The sequence below is a fragment of the Arthrobacter sp. 10N418 genome (assembly GCF_056394725.1).
In genome coordinates this window covers 161,994-180,592 of the sequence record NZ_JBFTIK010000003.1, presented here as the reverse complement: position 1 = coordinate 180,592, position 18,599 = coordinate 161,994, and the positions used below count along the sequence as shown (strand labels likewise).

23 protein-coding genes are annotated in these 18,599 nt (G+C 67.9%); 10 read left to right on the top strand and 13 right to left on the bottom strand.

Features of this window, described 5'->3' with window-relative positions; all coding sequences use genetic code 11:
• Positions 1 to 9 precede the first annotated feature (9 nt).
• A complete protein-coding gene (locus AC1DCZ_RS03550; RefSeq protein WP_476896158.1) occupies positions 10 to 618 on the bottom strand; it encodes a TMEM175 family protein in 609 nt (202 codons plus the stop codon).
• Between the two features lie 185 nt (positions 619 to 803).
• Here AC1DCZ_RS03550 and AC1DCZ_RS03545 point away from each other — a divergent pair, with 185 nt between their 5' ends.
• Positions 804 to 2,372 carry an FAD-dependent oxidoreductase gene (locus tag AC1DCZ_RS03545; RefSeq protein WP_476896157.1) on the top strand — a complete coding sequence of 523 codons (1,569 nt, stop codon included), beginning with the start codon at positions 804 to 806 and terminating at the stop codon, positions 2,370 to 2,372.
• A 26-nt stretch (positions 2,373 to 2,398) separates the two neighbouring features.
• Here the strand turns inward: AC1DCZ_RS03545 and AC1DCZ_RS03540 are convergent, their stop codons facing one another.
• The 3 genes from AC1DCZ_RS03540 to AC1DCZ_RS03530 form a co-directional block, all read right to left on the bottom strand.
• Entirely contained in the window at positions 2,399 to 3,211 is an 813-nt protein-coding gene (locus AC1DCZ_RS03540) for a CDP-alcohol phosphatidyltransferase family protein (RefSeq protein ID WP_476896156.1), read from the bottom strand.
• A 92-nt stretch (positions 3,212 to 3,303) separates the two neighbouring features.
• Positions 3,304 to 3,735 (bottom strand): hypothetical protein, encoded by a 432-nt coding sequence (locus AC1DCZ_RS03535; protein ID WP_476896155.1) that lies wholly within the window; start codon positions 3,733 to 3,735, stop codon positions 3,304 to 3,306.
• Positions 3,736 to 3,761: 26 nt separating this feature from the next.
• Complete coding sequence (locus tag AC1DCZ_RS03530) at positions 3,762 to 4,046, bottom strand: cupredoxin domain-containing protein (protein ID WP_476896154.1); 285 nt, start codon at positions 4,044 to 4,046, stop codon at positions 3,762 to 3,764.
• A gap of 325 nt (positions 4,047 to 4,371) precedes the next feature.
• Between AC1DCZ_RS03530 and AC1DCZ_RS03525 the strand changes: the two genes are divergently transcribed.
• Positions 4,372 to 5,319 (top strand): cation diffusion facilitator family transporter, encoded by a 948-nt coding sequence (locus AC1DCZ_RS03525; protein WP_476896153.1) that lies wholly within the window; start codon positions 4,372 to 4,374, stop codon positions 5,317 to 5,319.
• Between the two features lie 5 nt (positions 5,320 to 5,324).
• On the opposite strand, the gene AC1DCZ_RS03520 is transcribed toward AC1DCZ_RS03525, so the two are convergent.
• From AC1DCZ_RS03520 to AC1DCZ_RS03510, 3 genes are all read right to left on the bottom strand, one after another.
• On the bottom strand, positions 5,325 to 6,158 hold the full coding sequence (locus tag AC1DCZ_RS03520) for an EAL domain-containing protein (protein ID WP_476973483.1): 834 nt from the start codon (positions 6,156 to 6,158) through the stop codon (positions 5,325 to 5,327).
• Positions 6,155 to 7,603, bottom strand: coding sequence for a diguanylate cyclase domain-containing protein (locus tag AC1DCZ_RS03515; RefSeq protein WP_476973389.1), 1,449 nt, complete (start codon positions 7,601 to 7,603; stop codon positions 6,155 to 6,157). Before AC1DCZ_RS03515 ends, AC1DCZ_RS03520 begins: the two co-directional genes overlap by 4 nt.
• 315 nt (positions 7,604 to 7,918) lie before the next feature.
• Positions 7,919 to 8,221, bottom strand: a complete 303-nt coding sequence (locus AC1DCZ_RS03510; RefSeq protein ID WP_476896230.1) for a DUF4193 domain-containing protein — start codon at positions 8,219 to 8,221, stop codon at positions 7,919 to 7,921.
• A gap of 252 nt (positions 8,222 to 8,473) precedes the next feature.
• On the opposite strand from AC1DCZ_RS03510, the gene AC1DCZ_RS03505 reads away from it, so the two are divergent.
• Both AC1DCZ_RS03505 and AC1DCZ_RS03500 read left to right on the top strand, forming a co-directional pair.
• Entirely contained in the window at positions 8,474 to 8,734 is a 261-nt protein-coding gene (locus AC1DCZ_RS03505; RefSeq protein ID WP_476896151.1) for a hypothetical protein, read from the top strand.
• 104 nt (positions 8,735 to 8,838) lie between these two features.
• Positions 8,839 to 9,588 (top strand): ABC transporter permease, encoded by a 750-nt coding sequence (locus tag AC1DCZ_RS03500; RefSeq protein ID WP_476973388.1) that lies wholly within the window; start codon positions 8,839 to 8,841, stop codon positions 9,586 to 9,588.
• 7 nt (positions 9,589 to 9,595) lie between these two features.
• Here AC1DCZ_RS03500 and AC1DCZ_RS03495 read toward each other — a convergent pair whose 3' ends face one another.
• Positions 9,596 to 10,099 (bottom strand): HtaA domain-containing protein, encoded by a 504-nt coding sequence (locus AC1DCZ_RS03495; RefSeq protein ID WP_476896149.1) that lies wholly within the window; start codon positions 10,097 to 10,099, stop codon positions 9,596 to 9,598.
• 186 nt (positions 10,100 to 10,285) lie between these two features.
• Between AC1DCZ_RS03495 and AC1DCZ_RS03490 the strand changes: the two genes are divergently transcribed.
• From AC1DCZ_RS03490 to AC1DCZ_RS03480, 3 genes are all read left to right on the top strand, one after another.
• On the top strand, positions 10,286 to 11,269 hold the full coding sequence (locus AC1DCZ_RS03490) for a S1C family serine protease (protein ID WP_476896148.1): 984 nt from the start codon (positions 10,286 to 10,288) through the stop codon (positions 11,267 to 11,269).
• A 465-nt stretch (positions 11,270 to 11,734) separates the two neighbouring features.
• Positions 11,735 to 12,577, top strand: a complete 843-nt coding sequence (locus tag AC1DCZ_RS03485; protein WP_476973387.1) for an AfsR/SARP family transcriptional regulator — start codon at positions 11,735 to 11,737, stop codon at positions 12,575 to 12,577.
• A 178-nt stretch (positions 12,578 to 12,755) separates the two neighbouring features.
• Complete coding sequence (locus AC1DCZ_RS03480; RefSeq protein ID WP_476896146.1) at positions 12,756 to 13,019, top strand: hypothetical protein; 264 nt, start codon at positions 12,756 to 12,758, stop codon at positions 13,017 to 13,019.
• Between the two features lie 54 nt (positions 13,020 to 13,073).
• On the opposite strand, the gene AC1DCZ_RS03475 is transcribed toward AC1DCZ_RS03480, so the two are convergent.
• Positions 13,074 to 13,694 carry an L-threonylcarbamoyladenylate synthase gene (locus AC1DCZ_RS03475; RefSeq protein ID WP_476896145.1) on the bottom strand — a complete coding sequence of 207 codons (621 nt, stop codon included), beginning with the start codon at positions 13,692 to 13,694 and terminating at the stop codon, positions 13,074 to 13,076.
• 187 nt (positions 13,695 to 13,881) lie between these two features.
• Between AC1DCZ_RS03475 and AC1DCZ_RS03470 the strand changes: the two genes are divergently transcribed.
• From AC1DCZ_RS03470 to AC1DCZ_RS03460, 3 genes are read left to right on the top strand one after another with little or no spacing between them, the layout of a single operon-like run.
• Positions 13,882 to 14,010: a hypothetical protein gene (locus AC1DCZ_RS03470; RefSeq protein ID WP_476973386.1), complete on the top strand. Its 129-nt coding sequence runs from the start codon at positions 13,882 to 13,884 to the stop codon at positions 14,008 to 14,010.
• Positions 14,011 to 14,067: 57 nt separating this feature from the next.
• Positions 14,068 to 14,586 (top strand): SDR family NAD(P)-dependent oxidoreductase, encoded by a 519-nt coding sequence (locus AC1DCZ_RS03465; RefSeq protein WP_476973385.1) that lies wholly within the window; start codon positions 14,068 to 14,070, stop codon positions 14,584 to 14,586.
• Positions 14,583 to 15,131: an NAD(P)H-dependent oxidoreductase gene (locus tag AC1DCZ_RS03460; RefSeq protein WP_476973384.1), complete on the top strand. Its 549-nt coding sequence runs from the start codon at positions 14,583 to 14,585 to the stop codon at positions 15,129 to 15,131. Before AC1DCZ_RS03465 ends, AC1DCZ_RS03460 begins: the two co-directional genes overlap by 4 nt.
• A 31-nt stretch (positions 15,132 to 15,162) precedes the next feature.
• On the opposite strand, the gene AC1DCZ_RS03455 is transcribed toward AC1DCZ_RS03460, so the two are convergent.
• Genes AC1DCZ_RS03455 through AC1DCZ_RS03440 form a run of 4 tightly spaced genes read right to left on the bottom strand, consistent with a single transcriptional unit; the run spans position 15,163 to position 18,522 of the window.
• Positions 15,163 to 16,290: an XdhC family protein gene (locus tag AC1DCZ_RS03455; RefSeq protein WP_476973383.1), complete on the bottom strand. Its 1,128-nt coding sequence runs from the start codon at positions 16,288 to 16,290 to the stop codon at positions 15,163 to 15,165.
• A 9-nt stretch (positions 16,291 to 16,299) separates the two neighbouring features.
• Positions 16,300 to 17,013, bottom strand: coding sequence for an SRPBCC family protein (locus tag AC1DCZ_RS03450; RefSeq protein WP_476973382.1), 714 nt, complete (start codon positions 17,011 to 17,013; stop codon positions 16,300 to 16,302).
• A complete protein-coding gene (locus tag AC1DCZ_RS03445; protein ID WP_476973381.1) occupies positions 17,013 to 18,263 on the bottom strand; it encodes a vWA domain-containing protein in 1,251 nt (416 codons plus the stop codon). The genes AC1DCZ_RS03450 and AC1DCZ_RS03445 overlap by 1 nt, the downstream gene beginning before the upstream one ends.
• Positions 18,256 to 18,522 (bottom strand): hypothetical protein, encoded by a 267-nt coding sequence (locus AC1DCZ_RS03440; RefSeq protein WP_476973380.1) that lies wholly within the window; start codon positions 18,520 to 18,522, stop codon positions 18,256 to 18,258. Before AC1DCZ_RS03440 ends, AC1DCZ_RS03445 begins: the two co-directional genes overlap by 8 nt.
• Positions 18,523 to 18,599 lie beyond the last annotated feature (77 nt).

Sequence of the window (18,599 nt, the reverse complement as noted above, 5' to 3'; positions counted from 1 at the left end):
GGCCGTTGCTCAGTCGTTTGGCCCGACCCCGCTGGCCTCGGCCGGGCGCGTAAGGAACCGCTCCACACGCCGGTCCGGGATGAGCCAGATGCCGGCCACCACGGTGTAGACCGCGAGACCCAGGACGGGCTTCACGAGGCTCAGTCCCATGCCAAGGATGTAGATAACGGGGGATCCCTTGCCTTTCCAGTCCCGGCCGAGGGCCGCGTCAAGGGGGCCGTTCCTGCCCTGCTGGCGGATCAGCGTCGATTTCAGGATGTAGTAGGCAATGGCGGCAAGCAGCAGGTTCAGCCCGTACACCAGGACGGGGATCTCGGCCAGGCCCGCAGTGTTCATCCACCGTGTGGTGAACGGAATCAGGGAAAGCCAGAACAGCAGATGGAGGTTGGCCCAGAGGACACTGCCGTTGACCCTGCCGGCAAGGTGAAGCATGTGGTGGTGGTTGTTCCAGTAGATCCCCACATAAACGAAGCTCAGCAGGTAGCTGAGCAGTGTGGGGAGCTCGTCCAGAAGTGCCGGCCAGGTCGGCTCGGCCGGAACGTGAAGCTCCAACACCATGATGGTGATGATGATGGCGAGCACGCCGTCGCTGAAGGCCTCGAGGCGGTTCTTGTTCATGGGGTGACGAGTCTACGCCCGGGGCAGAACGGCGGCTACCCTCCGCCGGATGGAACCGTCTGATCCCTGGCCCTATGCAGGCAACCCGGACGGTGCTACATTCCGTCCATCTTCACCGTGGTGGCCGGGCGTTGTTGTGCACCTGCCGCCAGGTGGGACCGGCATGCTGGCTGAAAGGCGGGGCAGTGGACGAGCGGCTCGAAGGCAGGCAGGTCTCGCTATGGGTCGCCACGGGCGGGATCACCGACTTTCCGGCGGTGAAAGACGGCGTCGAGGTCGACGTCGATGTCGCGGTGGTCGGCGGCGGCATTGCGGGACTGACGGCGGCGCTGGCCCTCAAACGCGCCGGCCAGACCGTCGCCGTGCTGGAAGCCGCACGCGTCGGAACCGGAGTCACCGGCCACACGACAGGCAAAGTCACCTCCCTGCACCGACTGGTCTACACGGAGCTGGAGGGCAGGCACGGTGCTGACACGGCGGGCACTTACGGGCAAGCCAACCAGGGCGCAGTCGAGCACATAGCGCGGGTCGTGGCCGACGAGGGGATCGCGTGCGACTTCCGGCGCGTGGCCAACTACACCTACGCCGAAAGTGAGGACGCCCTGGCCCGGGTACGGGACGAAGCGGCCCTCGGCGCCAGGCTCGGCCTCCCCTCCGTGTTCACCGGCGACGTTCCGTTGCCCTTCGCGGTCAGAGGTGCCGTCCGCTTCGACGGCCAGGCGCGGCTCCATGCGGTGAAATACCTGCAGGGCCTCGCCCGCGCTGTCGACGGCGGCGGCAGCTTCGTCTTCGAGGAGTCCCGCGTGCTGTCCGTCCGCGAGGGTGCGCGATGCCTCGTCGAAACTGCGAGGGGGTCAGTCCGGGCGCGCGATGTCATTGTGGCCACGAATGTGCCGTTCGGCGATCAGGGGTTCTTCGACGGACGCTGCTATCTTCACCGTTCCTACGTCATCGCCAGCGGCGCGCCGTCTGCGGCGCTGGAGGGGACGTTCATCAGCGTGGACGAGCCGATGCGTTCCATCCTCGCGATCGACATCGCCGGCGCCAGCTATATCCTCACCGGTGGTGAGGGCCACCGGGCGGGCGAGGCCGGCGCCAGTGCTGATCGGTACCGCCGTCTTGCGGTCTTTTCCCGGGAACGTCTCGGCGCCGCGGAGCTCCGTTTCCGCTGGTCCACCCAGGACGGCATGCCCATCGACGGACTGCCCTATGCAGGACGCATGCCCGGGACCAATGGACACCTCCACATGATCACGGGGCTGCGCAAATGGGGCCTGACCAACGGCACAGCCGCGGCCCTGATCCTGGCCGATGCCCTGTGCGGCCGGTACAACCCGTGGGCGGCAGTCTTCGACACCAACCGGGCGTTCGACACCAACCGGGGCGCTCCGGCCGGCAGGGCAGCCCGGGCAGTCAACGCGCCAGCGGACGCCGCGTCAGAAGGGAACACCGGGGCTCCGGCCCGGCCGGAGCCAGGCATCGCCGGGCTCCGGCCGGGCGAGGGAACCGTGGTGGATATCGACGGGGAGAAGACGGCCGTCTACGCCGACGCCGGGGGACAGATCCGGGCTGTTTCGGCCATCTGCACGCATCTGGGCTGTACGGTCGAATTCAACGCCGACGACCGAACCTGGGACTGCCCGTGCCACGGCTCCCGGTTCTCCACCGGCGGGGCCGTCATCCAGGGCCCCGCCACAACGAGCCTCGCCCCGAAGCCGCTCCCGGCCGGCACGGCTGGCCCTGCGAATGGTTGATCCCGTGGTGCCGCCACCCGCTGACCTCACGGGCCGGCGGCTGCGCCCGCGGCTGCGCCAGCATTCGTTGCTGCACTCTTCCCTGCACTCGTCCCTGCGGGGGCCCCTGCCCGGCCGCTGAGACCGCGGCGGTTGCTGTTCAGCCGTTCAAGTTCGAGGACATCGCGGCCGAAGGAATACAGGAGCAAAAGCAGTGCCAGTCCGAGTCCCAGGTCTCGGAGTACGGGAGGGACGGCGGGGATCAGGGCGAACAGCAGGGCGGACGGCTGGACGGCGCCGATGACCTTGCGCGACGTGCGCGGTGCCAACGGTTCCCGCAGGGACGGCCGGACCTTGCCGGCAGCGAGAAACGCGTAGTACGCGAATCCGATGCCCAGGGTCCACAGCCCGACCGTTGTCGCCGTCGCGCAGGCAAGGACCAGCACAAGGGCGCCGTCCGTATCCGTGTCCAAACGCGACCCCTCAGCCGACGCGGTGCCTGTCATGCGGGCCACGCGCCCGTCCACGGCATCCAGAAGGAGAGCTGGTGTGCCCAGGAGTACGAGGAACCCCGCCGGTGCCGACCCGGCGGACAGCCCCCCAACCGTCACGGTCGCGCAGCAGGCCACCAGGACCACCCTGAGCAGAGTGACGCGATCGGCCGGTGTCGAGAACCGGGGGGCGCGGTGCAGGATGGAGGCGGCCGCGCGCCCGATAACCGCTGCACCCGCCGCAAGGGCCAGGCAGCGCCATCCGGCATCGGCAATGAGGTCGGCGCCGAGCCAGAGTCCCGCCCCAAGGAAGGCCGCCAGCGCCGCCGCGACATCGGTCACCGCACGACGGGCTGCTGTGCTTTGCATGAATCACCTCGCCCACATGCTAGCAACAACCCCTTGCGGTTCTCCGCGGGCCTGGGACGGAAGCATCCGGCCCTGCAGGGCCGCAGGTGCTGTCAGGATGCGGCGCGGGAACGCCGTCCGGTACCGTCCCGCCGGGCCCTGACGAAGCCGGTGGCGGAAAGCACCGCACCGGCGGCTTCCGCGACGGCGCTCACGGACTTCTCAAAGAACCACACGGGGTCGTACATGGCGGGAAACGGGCCGAACGCCGGTATGTCCACATAGCGGTAGAGGACGACTGCCACGAAGGCGCTGAGTGAGACCAGCAGGGCGGCTGCGTAGGCGGCCCTGCTGCCCCGGAGGAGGACGTAGAGGGCGCTGAGGACCGCCGCACCGCCCTCGAGCAGGAACAGGTTGCCCTGGCCTAGTCCGGCAGCATTTCCCGCCTGGTAGCCGGGCGCGAGATGGATATGGACGCCGGCATCAATAAACAGTGCGACGGCGGTCAAGACCCGCAGGGCCATGCCGGCGCGGTGTACGCCCACGGACCGTCCAGGGTGGCTTTGCACGCTCATTGGACCGTCAACGTTCCGTGCATGCCGGGATGGAAGGTGCAGTGGTACGGGTAGGTGCCCGGCTGTGCCGGTGCCGTGAAAGTCGCAGTGCCGCCGTTGCCCTCGATCTTCACATCAAACGCCGCGCCCTGATCGGCCGTGACAGTGTGTGCCGCGGTGTCCATGTTGGTCACCGTAACCGTCGCACCGGCCGGCACTGTGATCGAATCCCCGTAGGCGAAGTCCTTGATCATGATGGCAAGCCCTGCGGCGCTTCCGCCTCCCGTGGATGCGGTGGTCATGGGGGCGGAGGATCCCATCGGCATGCTCGCCGTTGCGCTTTGGGATGGTGCCGGCGTCGACGACGGGGACCCGCCGCCTCCCGCGCAGCCGCCAGTTGCAATCAAGACCGGGACCAGCAACAGCGAAGCCCGAATCCTGCGAGTATTCATGGCGCACCCTCTCGACGCTGGGAAAGAGCAATGGATGTGAACAATCTCCATTCTGCTCCGGCAGCGGCGAAATAGCACCGCCCCTCACGATGCCTTCGGTGCCCCGGGATGGCCGCCGGAGGGGATAGCGTAGGCAGTGGCCACGTATCCGAAGGCGGCGAGAGGGAACACGACTGTGAAACGCGAGAAACAGGGGGCAACGTCGCTGACGGTGATCATCGCCTTTGCCGCAAACGTTCTTGTGGCGCTGGCAAAATCAGCCGCCGCCCTCGTGTCCGGATCGGCCTCCATGACCGCCGAGGCTGCCCATTCCTGGGCAGACACGGGGAACCAGGTGTTCCTTTTCATCGCGGAAAGGAAGGCGGCCAGGAAGCGGGACAAGACACACCCCATGGGTTACGGCCGGGAGGCCTACGTCTGGTCGATGATTGCCGCCTTTGGACTGTTCACGGCCGGTGCCGTGGTCTCGATCATGCACGGCATCCAGCAGTTGATGGCACCGGAGCCCGCGGGCGAATACGCGCTCGCCTACGTCGTACTGGCGGTCGCGTTCGTCCTGGAAGGCGTGTCCTTCACCCAGGCGTTCCGGCAGACCCGGAAGGCAGCGCGCGAACTTGAGCGGCACACCCTGGACCAGGTCCTGAAGAGCTCCGATCCGACCCTGCGGGCAGTATTCGCCGAAGACGCGGCGGCCCTGCTCGGCCTGGCCATTGCCTTTGCCGGCATTGTCCTGCACCAGATCACGGGATCCGCCGTGCCGGACGCTGTGGGGTCCATCCTGGTGGGCATTCTGCTCGCAGTAGTGGCCGTCGTGCTCATTGAGCGCAACCGGCGTTTCCTCGTTGGCCAGGGCGTGACCGCGGACATCGAGCGGTCAATGGCCCGCCGGCTGCTGGAGCACCCGGACATAGCGCGGATAACGTACTTGCACCTTGAGTTCGTAGGACCACGCAAGCTGTACCTTGTGGCCGCTGTGGACATGGCGGGGGACCACCCCGAGCACGAGGTCGCCGTGGCGCTGCGCCGCGTGGAAAGCGACCTCGAAGACCACGAAACGGTCGAGGAAGCCGTCCTGACCCTGGCCACACCCGACGAACCGACGCTCGCCTTCGAAGCCCAGTGACACCCTCAGGCCGGGGGTCTCTCGCCTGAACCGTCCGGCGTCGACGGAGGCTGGAGGCGGGTGCCCGAGGCAAGCAGCGCCTCGACAATGGCGGAGGGGCTGGGGCCCGCCAGGAGGAATCCCTGCCCCATGCCGCATCCGAGCGATCGCAGGAGGGCCAGCTGGCCTGGGTCTTCGATGCCTTCGGCAATGACGTCCAGGTCCAGTTTCCGGGCCAGTCCCACGATGCCCTCGAGCATCGCAGCCGACGGCGTGTCCGGGGAGTGCGCCGCGAGGAAGGACCGGTCGATCTTGAGGATGTCGGCCGGCAGCACCGCCAGGGAGCTGAGCGAAGAGTAACCGGTGCCGAAGTCGTCGATTGCGATGCGGACGCCGAGACTCTTGAGTTTGTTCAGCGCTGCAATGCCTCCGTCGACGCTGGTCGCCAGTGCTGTTTCCGTGACTTCGAGCACCACCTTCTCCGCCTGCGCTGCAGGGTCGGCAAGGAGGCTTTCGATGGCGGCCAGGCTCCGCGGGCTGGGCAGCTGCAGCGTGGAGAGGTTGACCGAGACCCACAGGTCTTCGCAGTGGCGCATCGACCGCCGCCAGCCGGCGGCCTGTCGGCTTGCCGTCTTGAGGACCCAGCAGCCGATGGCGTCGATGTCGCCGGTTTCTTCGGCCAGCGGGATGAACTCCGCGGGGCCGAGGCGTCCGAGGGTCGGGTGTTCCCAGCGGACGAGCGCCTCCAGCCCGACGATCTGCCCGGTGAGGAGGTCGGCAACGGGCTGGTAGTCGAGGCGCAGCTGCCTGGCCGGGACAGCAGAGGCGAGGTCTGCCCGGAGGACCGTGCGGTACGTCATGTGGTCGTACCCGTCGGCGTCAAAGAGTTGGTAGCGGCCCTTTCCGCCGTGTTTGGCCATGTACATCGCAAAGTCCGCCTGCCGCAGCAGCTCGGCGGGGTCTGCGGACTCGGGGCGTCTCTCCACGGCCCCATGCTGACGGTGACTTTCGAACGCACGCCGCCGATGGAAAAAGGTGCGCGCAGGGCGTCATGGATCCGTTCAGCGATGTCGCCCGTGGGGGAGCCGCCGCCGTCGTCCGCGACCACGATGGCGAACTCGTCCCCGCCGAGGCGGGCGACGAGGTCGCGCCCGCGCACGCAGGCCTGCAGCCGCTGGCCCAGCTGGATTAACAGCGCATCGCCTCCTGCATGGCCCAGGGAGTCGTTGACATCCTTGAAGTCGTCGACGTCGATGACCAACAGTCCCTCGTGCCGGGGCGTGCCGTCATTGCCGGGTTGGAGCGGGCTTGCCAATCGCTCGGTCAACGCGGCGCGGTTCGCCAGGCCGGTGAGGGGGTCGTGGGTGGCCCGGTGGGTCAGCGCCAGGTGGCTGCCGTGGACGGCGGCGGCCATGGTGTTGAAGGCCTCCGCCAGCTCGCCCAGTTCGTCCCGGCGGACGACGTCAATCCGGTGGGTGTAGTCCGCGTTCTGAAGTTTCATGACCCCCCGGTGCAGGCCTTCGATGGGCCGGACTAGGTATTTGACCATCCGCCGCCGGAAGTACACGACGCCGGCGGCGGCCAGGACGAAGAGCCCGCTTCGCGCCGCGATCACGATCTGCTGGAGCTCCGCGCCGTACGCGAGGCCGGCATCCATCTCTTCGAGGGAGGATCGCTCGATGCCGGCCAGCATCTCACGGCTGCCTGAGGTTTCTGCAGCGAATGCCGCAGCCTCGTCGGAGTGGTTCCCGTGAAGGGTCAGCACCTGCCCGCCCCAGAGTCCGTGGGCGGCCAGGCTTTCCTGCCATGCCGCGCGGGCTTTGATCATGGTTGCGCGCATCCCGCGCTCGGCCGGGAGGGCCGCTGCGGCGTCGTCGAAACGGCGGGCGAGATCCTGTTGTTGTTGGAGGAAAGCATCCGCCTCGGCGGATGAGCCGGAGAGCAGCCGGAGACCTGTCTGCTCGTTCGTCTCGAGAACTGCACGCAGCCCCGCCACGCTCTGCGATTCGAGGCGCAGCCGGCCCGCGGTGTCCTGGACCTGGTCGGTAACGCCCCGGACACCCAGGATCGTTGCGGCTGCCCCGACCAGGAGGGCCACCAGCATCAAGAGGAACGCCCTGGACCATTCGCGCTTCAGGCTCCAGATACGACCAGGCCGGCTTCTCCGGTTACGGCCTGCAGGGTTGGGACCTGCTCCGGTGCTGCCGGCTGCCGGTGCGCGGAGCCGTGCGGCCGGCAGGCCGCCGTCGGGCACAGGGAGCGAAAGGGAGCCCGGGTTGTCCTGCGCGTTGCGGCCCCCGGTCACGCCCGGCCGCCGGATCCGCCGTCGGGAACCACGGCCGTGTCCGGCGTGCAGGAGACTTGGACATCAGGGCATGCAGCCAGCGGGACCGCACCGGCCGTATCCCGCCCGTCGGTGTCCTTGTGTCGCATGGGTCTGCCTCCGGCCACGGACCGGCACTCGCCGCATCGTCAATGAGGAGCGTAGCGGAACGTGCGCCCCAAGGCATGTCCGGCACCGGCCGTGCCTGATTGTGAAGGGAGGGCCCGGCGCAGGGGCGTCGAGGCGGGCCGGCGCGGGCCCGGCCCGCGGGGTGGTCGCCTGCGCGGGACCAGAGCCTTAGCTGAGGCAGTCAGCGCAGTATGCGTGCCCGTCTTTTTCGCGGGCCAGCTGGGAGCGGTGACGGACCAGGAAGCAGGAGTAGCAGGTGAACTCGTCGTCCTTCTGCGGAATGACTGTGACCGTCAGTTCCTCGCCGGACAGGTCAGCGCCCGGAAGCTCAACGCCTTCGGAAGTGTCCGCCTCGTCGAGTTCACGGACGACGCTGCGCGCGTCAGGTGCGTTTGCGGAGCGGAGGGCCTCCAAAGAAGCGTTGCGTGATTCCGCGACGTCGGATCGGACTTCGTCATAATCGGTTGCCACGTGTTGGGTACTCATTTCGATTGCTGTATCACTGGTGCTGGTCGGGGTTTCCGGGATTGAACGGTACAGCATCCCACCTTGAATTTGCTGGGAACCGGGGGCTCCGGGGCAGTGACCCTCACGACATCCCGCGGCGACGGGCCAGGATCCCGCCGTGCAGGAAGCGTTCGACACTGGTCACCGGGACGTCACGCGCCGTTAATTTCCGTGTCCTAGCCTGATTCCATAGGCACCATCCGCCCGAAGGGATCCATGATGGCCGATATAGCTGCAGTGCTGGGAAGGCTCACGCCAGGGGAACTGGACGAGCTGCGGTCGCTGGGACCTCAGGGCCACCTGAGCAGAGGCCTTACGGAGGCCCTGGACCGGGCAGCCGGCGGACCGGGCGCGGGCCGGGGATACTACGTCCCCAACGGCAGCGTCAGTGCCACCGGCGGCCCCCATGTTGTCCTGCGCAGCGACGTCTCGGGCTGGCTCTTCGGGGCAGCCCAGCAGGTGCCGCAGGCGGAATGACGCCTGAGAGGTGAACCGGCGGCCGCCCGGTGCCTGGGCCCAGCTGCCGGCCGCGGAACAGGCCGGTGCCGGCACGGCCATAACGCGGTCTATAGGCTTGCCTGATGACCGAGCTTGCCGCCTTCCTCCCGACGATGCTGGGCGTCGTGCTCCTGATGATGCTGACGGTCGGCGTCCTGGCAGCATTCCGCACCCCGCACAGCGCCGCTCCGGTGCTCGCCATCCTTCGCGGGGCCGCACAGCTCGCGGTGATCAGCCTGGTTCTGGGCGGCGTGATCACCAGCCCCGCCTGGGTCGCCGCCGCGCTGCTCGTCATGTTCACCGTCGCCGCCGTGACAGCCTCACGACGCATCGGCTGGACGTGGGGCCGGCTGGCGCTGGTCGGTGGTTCCATGGCCGCGGGAATCGGTGCCACGCTGGTGGTGGTATTCAGCACAGGTGCGATCGCGTTCACGCCGCGCTACGCCCTGGCGATCGGCGGAATCGTGATCGGCAACGCGATGTCGATCGCCACGCTCGCAGGCCGCCACTTTGCCGAGACCGTGAACGAGCGGTGGGACGAGGTTGAGGCGTGGCTGGCTTTGGGTGCTACGCGGCGGCAGTCGACGCTGGAGCTGGCGCGGCGCGCCGTGTACTCGGCCCTCATTCCGTCGACCGACCAGACCAAGACGACGGGTCTGGTCACCTTGCCGGGGGCGTTTGTCGGTGCGATCTTCGGGGGAGTGTCGACTTTGGAGGCAGGGCGTTTCCAGATCGTGGTGCTCGCCTCGATCATGGCTGCCGGCTCGATCACGGCCGTCTGCCTGATCGGGATCCTCGCGCCGGTCCGGGTACGGCCTGCCAGGCTCCGTTAGCGCCGCCTCACGCGGGCACGCGGATGGAGAGCGGGTCCATGGGCTGGCCGGCAGCGTACTGGCCGTCGAACAGCTCGGAACCCTCCTGCGAGATCACGACCCCCACGTGGTCCCAGACCAGGAACCCCTCGAAGGAGCGGGGAAGCCCGGCGCGCAGGACGGCAACCTCAACGCGGCCCTTTCCGTCGACGTCGCCGGTACTGATGGACAGAATCCCGCGGCTGCCGGACAACTCGATCCAGGGGTCCAGCAGCCGGACAAACATCATTCCGTGATGACCGGCGACCCGGACGTCACCGCGGAAGCGCAGCAGGCCCCTGCCACTGGCCAGATCGTAGTCGGAGTCTCCGGGGGCGAAGCAGAACAGGCCGGAGTCCAGCGCGGCGGCGCCGTCGGCCGCGGAGGCGGCACCGTCCGGCAGTTCCCGGATGTAGGTGATGAAGCTGCGCTTGATGCCCCAGGTGAGGCCCGGCAGCGGCAGGGGTCCGGATGAATCGGACGCTGCGTTCACGTGGGTTCCTCCTGCGGCTGTCGGTCTGGTCTACTCCCGAGCCTAGTCCGGGGCCGGCGGCGGCATGAACTCTTGCCACGGCGCCGCTTCATGCGTCGCATTTCTCTGACGGCGTAGGGGCCCGGGGACTACCGCCGCGGCGCCGGTGGTTCACTTAGATGAGTACCGGTTCGCAGGAGGTGCAGCGTGGCCACAGCCATCAGCAGGGTGTCAGGATCCGACGCGTCGGAGGACCCGCTGGATTCGTATTCCGCAACAGTCATCCGCGTCGCGGAAACCGTCACTCCGCACGTCGCCGCGATCGAGATGACCGCCAACTCGCGCGCCGGCAGGTTCCGGGCGGGAGCCGGCTCGGCGGTGCTGTTCACTTCCGACGGGTACCTCGTCACGAACGCCCACGTCGTGGGCGGCGCCCAGGGCGGTCACGCCGTCTTTGCCGACGGCACGAGGACGGCCGTGGAGGTTGTGGGCGCAGACCCGCTCTCGGATCTTGCAGTCGTCCATGGCAAGGCCCCCACCGCGGCACCGGCGGAAATGGGCGACGCCGAGTCGCTCAAGGTCGGCCAGCTGGTCATCGCCGTGGGCAATCCGTTCGGCCTGTCGGGCTCCGTGACGGCCGGCGTCGTCAGCGGACTTGGCCGTTCGATTCCGGTCTGGTCCGGGCGCAACCGGCGCATGATCGAGGACGTGATCCAGACCGACGCGGCCCTCAATCCGGGCAGCTCGGGAGGCGCCCTGGCAGACGCTCGGGGGCGGATTGTGGGCATCAACACCGCCGTGGCCGGGGTCGGGCTGGGGCTGGCTGTGCCCGTCAACGCCACGTCCCGGCGCATCATTGCGTCACTGCTCAAGGACGGGCGCGTCCGGCGCGCCTACCTTGGCTTGGTGAACACCCCCATCCAGCTGCAGCCCAGCGCTGTGGTCCGGACCGGACACAGGGAGGGGTTGCTGGTCGTCGAAGTCCTCAGTGGCTCGCCAGCTGAACGGGCAGGCCTGCAGGCCGGTGACGTAGTCCTGAGCGTGGGGAAGCGCCCGGTCTCCAACGCTGAGAGCCTGCAGAAGCTGCTCTTTGCCGAAGCCATCGGCGTGCCACTTGATCTTGCAGTCCTCCGCGACGGCGCGGAACGGCACGTGGTGGCAGTGCCGCAGGAAATGACCGACACGAAGTAGCGCGAACCCCTCCGCGGGGTGCTTTGGCAACGCCGAAATTCCGCTGTCGAGCCCGGCTTTGTCCCTCCCGCGAGGCGCCCCCGGCGGTACTTGAAACTTCCCGGCTCGTGGACGCAAAACTACCTGTTCCCGGGTGCGAATACCTGCTATTCGTTCCGCGCGTTTACTCGGCGGTACTGACCCCTGTACCCGTCTTTCTCCGGGCGAAAGATCGGGTAGCTTCAGTTCTTGTTGCGCCACGATTGGCGTGTCACGGTGTCATTGGAAAGTCGGACGGAACAAGAGCCTCGGTACCGCCTCGTTCCATAGCAGTCCCGGCCTTCCGCCCAGCGTTTGATTTCGTTGTACCTGGGGAAATCGGAGAATACCGTGGAAAACATGACCGGGCCTACACCCCCAATATCGGTTCGCCTTTTCGGAACGTTCGAAGTACGCCGAAACGGTGTCGCCCTCACCGCTGCGGACATGGGCGGATGCAAGCCCCGGCACATTCTGGAAATCCTCCTGCTGAACCTCGGCACACCGGTTTCGAAGACCCGGCTGATTGAAATCCTCTGGGGGGAAGCTGCCAGCGACGGCTCAGTTGCAACACTTGAGAGCTATGTCAGCGGCATCCGCCGGGCGATCCAGCCGGGCCAGACAAAGACCGGTCCGCTCCGTACGGCCAACAGCGGCTACGTCCTGGATCCGCAGCTCGTGGACTTGGACCTTTCGATTTTCCGTCAGCTCATCCGGGCTGCCGGCGAGGCTGCTCCGGCCGAGGCTTACCCTCTGCTGCTCGAGGCGCTGGAGATCTCCGCGGAGCCGCTCCTGGGGTTCGAGCTTGCCTCCGACTGGGCCGAAGAGGCGCGCAACCGCCAGTCGGCTGAGAAAGTGGCAGCACAGATCTTCGCTGCGGAGACCGCGGCCCTCCTGGACAAGCCCGACGCCGCCGTCAATCTGGCCCAGGCGGCGATCAGGGCTGAACCGCTCAATGAAAGGGCCTGGACAGTACTGGTAACGGCCTACGAGCAGGCCGGCCTCCCGGTCGAGGGCCTGTCGGCCTATGACCGCTGCCGCAGGCTCTTCGACCGTGATCTGGGCTGCGCGCCCGGGCCGGCCCTCCAGGAAGCCCATCTGCGGCTCCTGCGGCAGCGCGCCGAAAGTAACTCCGAGCTGTCCGAAGTCCTTGCGGCCCTGCTCTACCTGGGTGAGCGCCTGAACGGGCCCAAGAGCCGTCAGATGCCGGCAGCAGAGTCCAGGCGCATGCATGAGAACGCCGGACGCGTGCTCGATTCGTTCCTCCAGCGGGTCCGGGCTGCCGTCTGAGAAAGGGCGAGCCGTCGCCTGGGACGTGGCCTCCGCCGACGCATTCCCAAGCCTCCTTCACCCCAGGGAAGTTAGCTTCATCACGTGCCCGGGATTCTCCGGAAATCCGGCCGTCGGGGGCCCCATACTTGGAGTGATCCCGGCGGACTTCTCCCACCGCCACGCATGAGGAGCGTCCATGGAAACCCTTAAGAAAGTTGTCACGAACGAGTACTTCCCCGCGGCCGCAGTGCTGTCCGGAGTGGTCTTGTTTTGGGCCCTTGGCCTCCTCGGCGGGCTGTCCCTGCTGAGCACCCGGCAGTCTCCCGTGACCACGCTGAGCTGGCTGCTGTTTGTTTACGCCGCCGCCGTGCTGTCGCCTCTTGCCGGACTCCTCGCTGCCGTTGACCTCATACGCCGGCGCATGCGCAACCGACAGCCGCGCGGGACGGCCTCGGCCTAACCCGGTGCTGCCTGGCCGGTGCTGCCTGGCCGGGCTCCGTCCGGGCTTCGTCGCCTACTCGAACCGGGACGCGTCGCCCATACCGTGACGGACGACCTCTGCGACGCCGCTGGAGAAGTCGATGACGGTGGTCGGCTCGGCACCGCAGTCGCCGGAATCGATCACGGCGTCCACTACATGCTCGAGTCGCTCCTTGATTTCCCACCCCTGGGTGAGGGGCTCCTCCTCATCCGGGAGGAGCAGTGTGCTGGAGAGCAGCGGTTCGCCGAGCTCGGCCAGCAGCGCCTGAACGACGTGGTTATCCGGGATGCGCACCCCCACAGTCTTCTTCTTGGGGTGCAGCAGCCGCTTGGGGACTTCCTTGGTGGCGGGCAGGATGAAGGTGTAGCTGCCTGGCGTGACAGCCTTGATCCTCCGGAAGACATCGTTGTCGATCTGCACGAACTGGCCCAACTGGGCGAAATCCTTGCAGACCAGCGTGAAGTGGTGCTTGTCGTCAAGTTGCCGGATAGCCCGGATCCGGTCCAGGGCTTCCCTGTTCCCCAGTTGGGCACCCAGGGCGTAGCAGGAGTCGGTGGGATAGGCGATCAGGCCGCCTGAACGCAGTATTTCCACCGCCTGGTGGATGGAGCGCGTCTGGGGGTTCTCGGGGTGCACATCGAAGTATCTCGCCATGCCATGAAGCTTACGCCCGACGGCGGGACGGCCGCCCGCAGCCGGGGGCTTCCGCCCCGGGCTGCCGTGCAGGGTTGGTGGCGCGCAGTTTGTGCATAGACAGGTCTGTCTGATACCTTCGCTGCAGAAGTAGACAACCCTGTCTACGGCCATTCCGGAATGTTGTCACCAGAGTCAGGACGCCCAGATGAGCGAGGCCAGAGCGCTGCCCATGGCAGGAAAAACTGTTCTGATCACCGGTGGTACCGGGGGGATCGGCATGGCCACGGCGCTGGGCCTGGCCGGGAGGGGAGCCCGGGTTGCCATTACCGGATGAAATCTTCACCGGGCGCATCTGGCGGCGGAGGAGATCCGGGCCGTCGCCGTGGCGCCCGTGGACGTATTCCTCGACCGGCTCAGGGAGGACAGCCCGGCACGGGTGGTCACGGTGTCCTCCGGTGCCCCGGCCATGGGCCGCCTGGACTTCGAGGATCTGCAGGCCGAACGGTCCTATTCGGGGCAGCGGGCTTACAACCAGTCGAAACTGGCGAACGTCCTGTTCACTTATGCCTTGGCGGCCAGCCTGTCCGGCACCGGTGTCACAGCCAACGTGCTGCACCCCGGAGTGGTAGCCACGGCGTTCGGGGCAGAGGACCCCGGCCGGCTGCAGAAAGTCATGACGCCGCTGGTCACACGGTGGATGAAGACCCCCGGGCAGGGTGCGCAGAAATCGATCCATCTCGCCTCCGCGCCTGAGCTCGAGCACGTGACCGGCCAGTATTTTGCCAACAGCAAAGCCAGGAAATCAACAAAGCGCAGCTACCGCCAGGCTGACGCGGACCGCCTCTGGCAGGTCAGCGCGGCACTGGTTGGTCTCGATTCAGATTCAGAAAGAAGCACAATCCTTCCATGACGTCACACCGCACCCTCGTCCTCGTCGCTCATCCTGATCTCGAGAGCTCGCGGATCACCGCGCACCTCGCCGAAGCCGTCAGCGGCCTGGACAACATCACGGTCCGGGACCTCTCCGCCCTGTACCCGGACCGCCGCTTCGACGTCGCCCGCGAGCAGGAACTCCTGCGCGGGCACGACACCATCGTCTGGCAGTTCCCGTGGCACTGGTACTCCGTGCCGGGCGTCATGAAGGAATGGATGGATCAGGTCCTGACCTACGGCTTCGCCTACGGGACAGGCGGGGAAGCGCTGCGCGGCAAGCGGCTCCAGCTGGTGCTCTCAACCGGCGGCCCCGAATCGTCCTACGCGCCGACGGGTCACAACCGTTACACGATGGCTGAGCTCCTACTTCCTTTGGACGCCACCGCGCACCTTTGTGGGCTGGAAATGGCTGAACCCCTCGTTCTGCACTCGGCACCCCGGGTGGAGCAGGAGGAATTGGAGCAGCACGCGGCCCGGTACCGTCAAGTGCTGGCGCCCGTAGGGGCAACCGCCGGGCACTGAACCGGAGGGGGCGGGCTTCCGGCGTTGGAAATCACGGCGGCTCTCCGTGGTGGATGCGCTCGTCGAGACGCCGCAGCGGCTCGCCGCTGCGGTTCCACTGCTCCGCGATGAATTCCGCGGCGATGGAAACCGCCGTCTCCTCGGGTGTGCGCGCACCCAGGTCAAGACCCACGGGACTGTGCAGCCTGGCCAGCTCGGCCTCGCCCAGGCCCGCCTCGCGAAGGCGGGCGATCCTGTCCGCATGGGTGCGCCGGGACCCCATGGCCCCGATGTAGGCGACGGGGGCGCCGCGGAGTGCCACCTCAAGGAGTGGAATATCGAACTTTGGATCGTGCGTCAGGACACACAAGACGGTGCGCTGGTCCACCAGGCCCCTGGCAAACTGTTCCGCAAGATAGCGGTGCGGCCAGGCGTTGACCACCTCCGCCGCGCCGGGGAACCTCGCTGGCGTCGCGAAGACCGGCCGGGCGTCACAGACGGTGACCCGATAGCCCAGAAAGGCCCCCATCCGCGCCAGTGCGGCGGCGAAGTCGATGGCGCCGAAGACAAGCATCCGCGGCGGCGGGGCGAAGCTTGCGAAGAAGAGCCGCATCCCGGTGTCGAGCCGCTCGCCGTCGGGGCCATAGCTCAGGATGCCGGTCCTGCCGGCGGCCAGGAAGCCCTGGGCGTCATCGCCGACGGCGCCGGTGCTGCGCGCGGAACCGAGATCACCCTCGACTCCGCCCGGCCTGACCACGAGGTGCCGGCCCACCCGGCTGCTGTCCGGATGCTCGATCACGGTTGCGACCCCCACCCGCCGCTCGGCTGCGATATCCTGCGCGACACCGGCGAGCTCGGGAAAGTAGTGGCGTGAGACCGGCTCAACGAAGACATCGATGATCCCGCCGCACGTCAGGCCTACTGCATAGGCGTCGTCGTCGCTGATCCCATAGCGCACGAGCACAGGCGTGCCGTCCTCTTTGACTCCGGTGGCGAGCTCATAGACGGCACCCTCGACGCAACCCCCCGAGACCGAACCGACCGCTTCGCCGTCGGCGGTGACCAGCATGGAGGCCCCCGGAAGCCGCGGGGCCGACTTGTATGCGCTCACGACCGTGGCCAGGCCGGCGGTGCTGCCTTCCTGCCAGCCCGGCATTATCGCCGCGAGGACATCACGCACCGGCGCGCCTCAGATCCTGCCGCACAGCCGGAGCATCCGGAACGCAGAACGCCGTCCCGCGAAGTAAGCAATGCACGCCACCACGGCCATCCCGCCGAGGACCTTTCCGGGGTGGGAAAGCTGTTCGGCGGCGACGCCCCGGGCCAGGCTCACGGCATCCAGGCTCCCGGCCGCGGGGGCCTCTCCGCCTGCACCCGGGGGAACGGACGGGGGAAGCGCAGGAGCCGTTTCGGGTGCCGGTGCGGCCGTCACAGCAGGAGCGGCAGCCTCCGATGCGGGCTGCGCCAGCATGGCCTGCAGGTTGCTGGCGAAGAGGGACATCATCTGCTCCGTGACGCTGCCGATCACGCCCTTGCCCATGGCGGCAGCTTTGCCGGAGAGCGAGAGTTCTGCGCTGACCGTGCCGCTCGTAGTGCCGCCGTCTTCGGCCAGGGCCAGGGTGAGCGTTGCCTCGGCCGTGCCCTGCCCGCGGGTCTCCTGCGCCTTGCCGCTGAGCACGGCACGGTGTTCACCCGCATCGCGCTCGACGACGTTCAGCAGGCCCCTGTACTGCATGGTCACCGGACCCAGCTTCACCGTCATGCCAACCTGGTAGGCGTCCTCTGAGAGCTTGCCCAGGATCTTCGCGCCCGGGAGGCAACCTGCCACGCGCTCGAAGTCCATGAGGGTGTTCCATACCTGCCCGATCGGTGCGACTACCGAGAAACCGCTGTCGATATGCATTAGTTCGTCCTTTGCCTCTCGCGTGATGACTGGCCTTCGCCGCTGATTGCGGCGGCCACCTCTGCCAAAGCTGTGTAGCTGTGTCCGCTCACGAAGGCGTCGCAGTAGGGCAGCGCCGCGGCCATCCCGCCCACCAGCGGCTCATACCGCGGCGCAGCCTTGCGCGGGTTCACCCAGATGATCCTGTACGCCAGTCTCCGCAACCGGGCCATCTGGGCCGCGACCTGCCCGGGATCGTCCTGGGCCCAGCCGTCCGAGAACACGACCACCACCGAGCCCCGGGCCAGTCCGCGGCGGCCGTGTTCGTCAATGAAGCGGTGGAGGCTCTCGGCGATCCTGGTACCGCCGGCCCAGTCGGGGGCGGCTGCAGCAGCCCGTGCCAGCGCCTGGTCGGGGTTGCGCAGCATGAGCTGGCGGGTCAGTCGGGTCAGGCGGGTGGAGAAGACGAAGGCCTCGGCCCCGGAGCCTGCCACCGCTCCCTGCAGGAGCGAGACGAACACGCGGGAGTATGGTTCCATCGAAGCGGAAACGTCGCACAGCAACACCAGCTTGCGCCGCTGCCGGCGGCGTCGGGCATAGAACAACAGCATGGTTTCGGAACCCGACCGCCGGGCCGCCCGCACCGTTGCCCGGACGTCCAGCCGGGCGCCGGTGTGCGCGGACCTGCGCGTGCGGCGGCTCAGGCGCACCGGCGTGGCCAGCAGCAGCTTGCCCGCGAGCCTGCGCACCTCGACGACTTCGTCGGCGGAGAGTTCCGCGAAGGACGTTTCGTGCAGGTGTTCTTCGGTGGAGGCCATGGCCAGGACGGCCTCCCTTCCGGCTCCGCTGCGCTCCGCGATGCTGTCCCTGCCTGCAGACGCGACCACCGGCTGGGACCGTGGCCGGGCGGGCGCACCCTCGGGCGCCCCCTCCGGCGCCGGTGCGGCCCCTGTGCGCGCCTCGGGCCCGGCCAAAGGTGCGGCGGCCGGCGCTGCGGGGCCGACCCGCTTCGCCGCCGGGGCGAATCCGCCGCTGAAGACAGCAGCAAAGACGGCATCAAACAGGGGCAACTGTTGCCGGGAGGACACAAGCACGATGCGGCTGCACCAGTAGAGCTGTTCGAGCCCGGCCGGCGGGATCAGCTGCAAGGCCTCGGCCAGCCGGGCAGCCCGGTCCGGCGAACATGACAGGCCGGCGCGCCGAAGTGCCGTAACGAACGCGGCAGACAATGCCGCTGCCTCAACGGTCGGCCGGAGAGTGCCCTCAGCCATGGGTACCCTCCACGAGCCAGGCTGCCCCGCGCGCGCCGACGAGCTCCAGGTCGTCGCGGTTCTTGACGATCGAGCCCAGGGTCTGTTCCGCTGTGGCGGCGTCTATCCGCTCGACGCCTAGGACGGCGAGGGCGGACACCCAGTCGATGGCCTCCGAGATTCCCGGCGGCTTGGCAAGGTCCAGGGTCCGCAGCCGGGTGATCGCGGCTGCCGCCTGCAGCGCCAGCGGGCCGCTGCTGGCCGGTACGCGGCGCCGCACGATCTCGGCGATGCGGGCGGGCCCCGGGTAGTCGATCCAGTGATACAGGCACCGGCGGGTCAGCGCGTCGTGCAGGT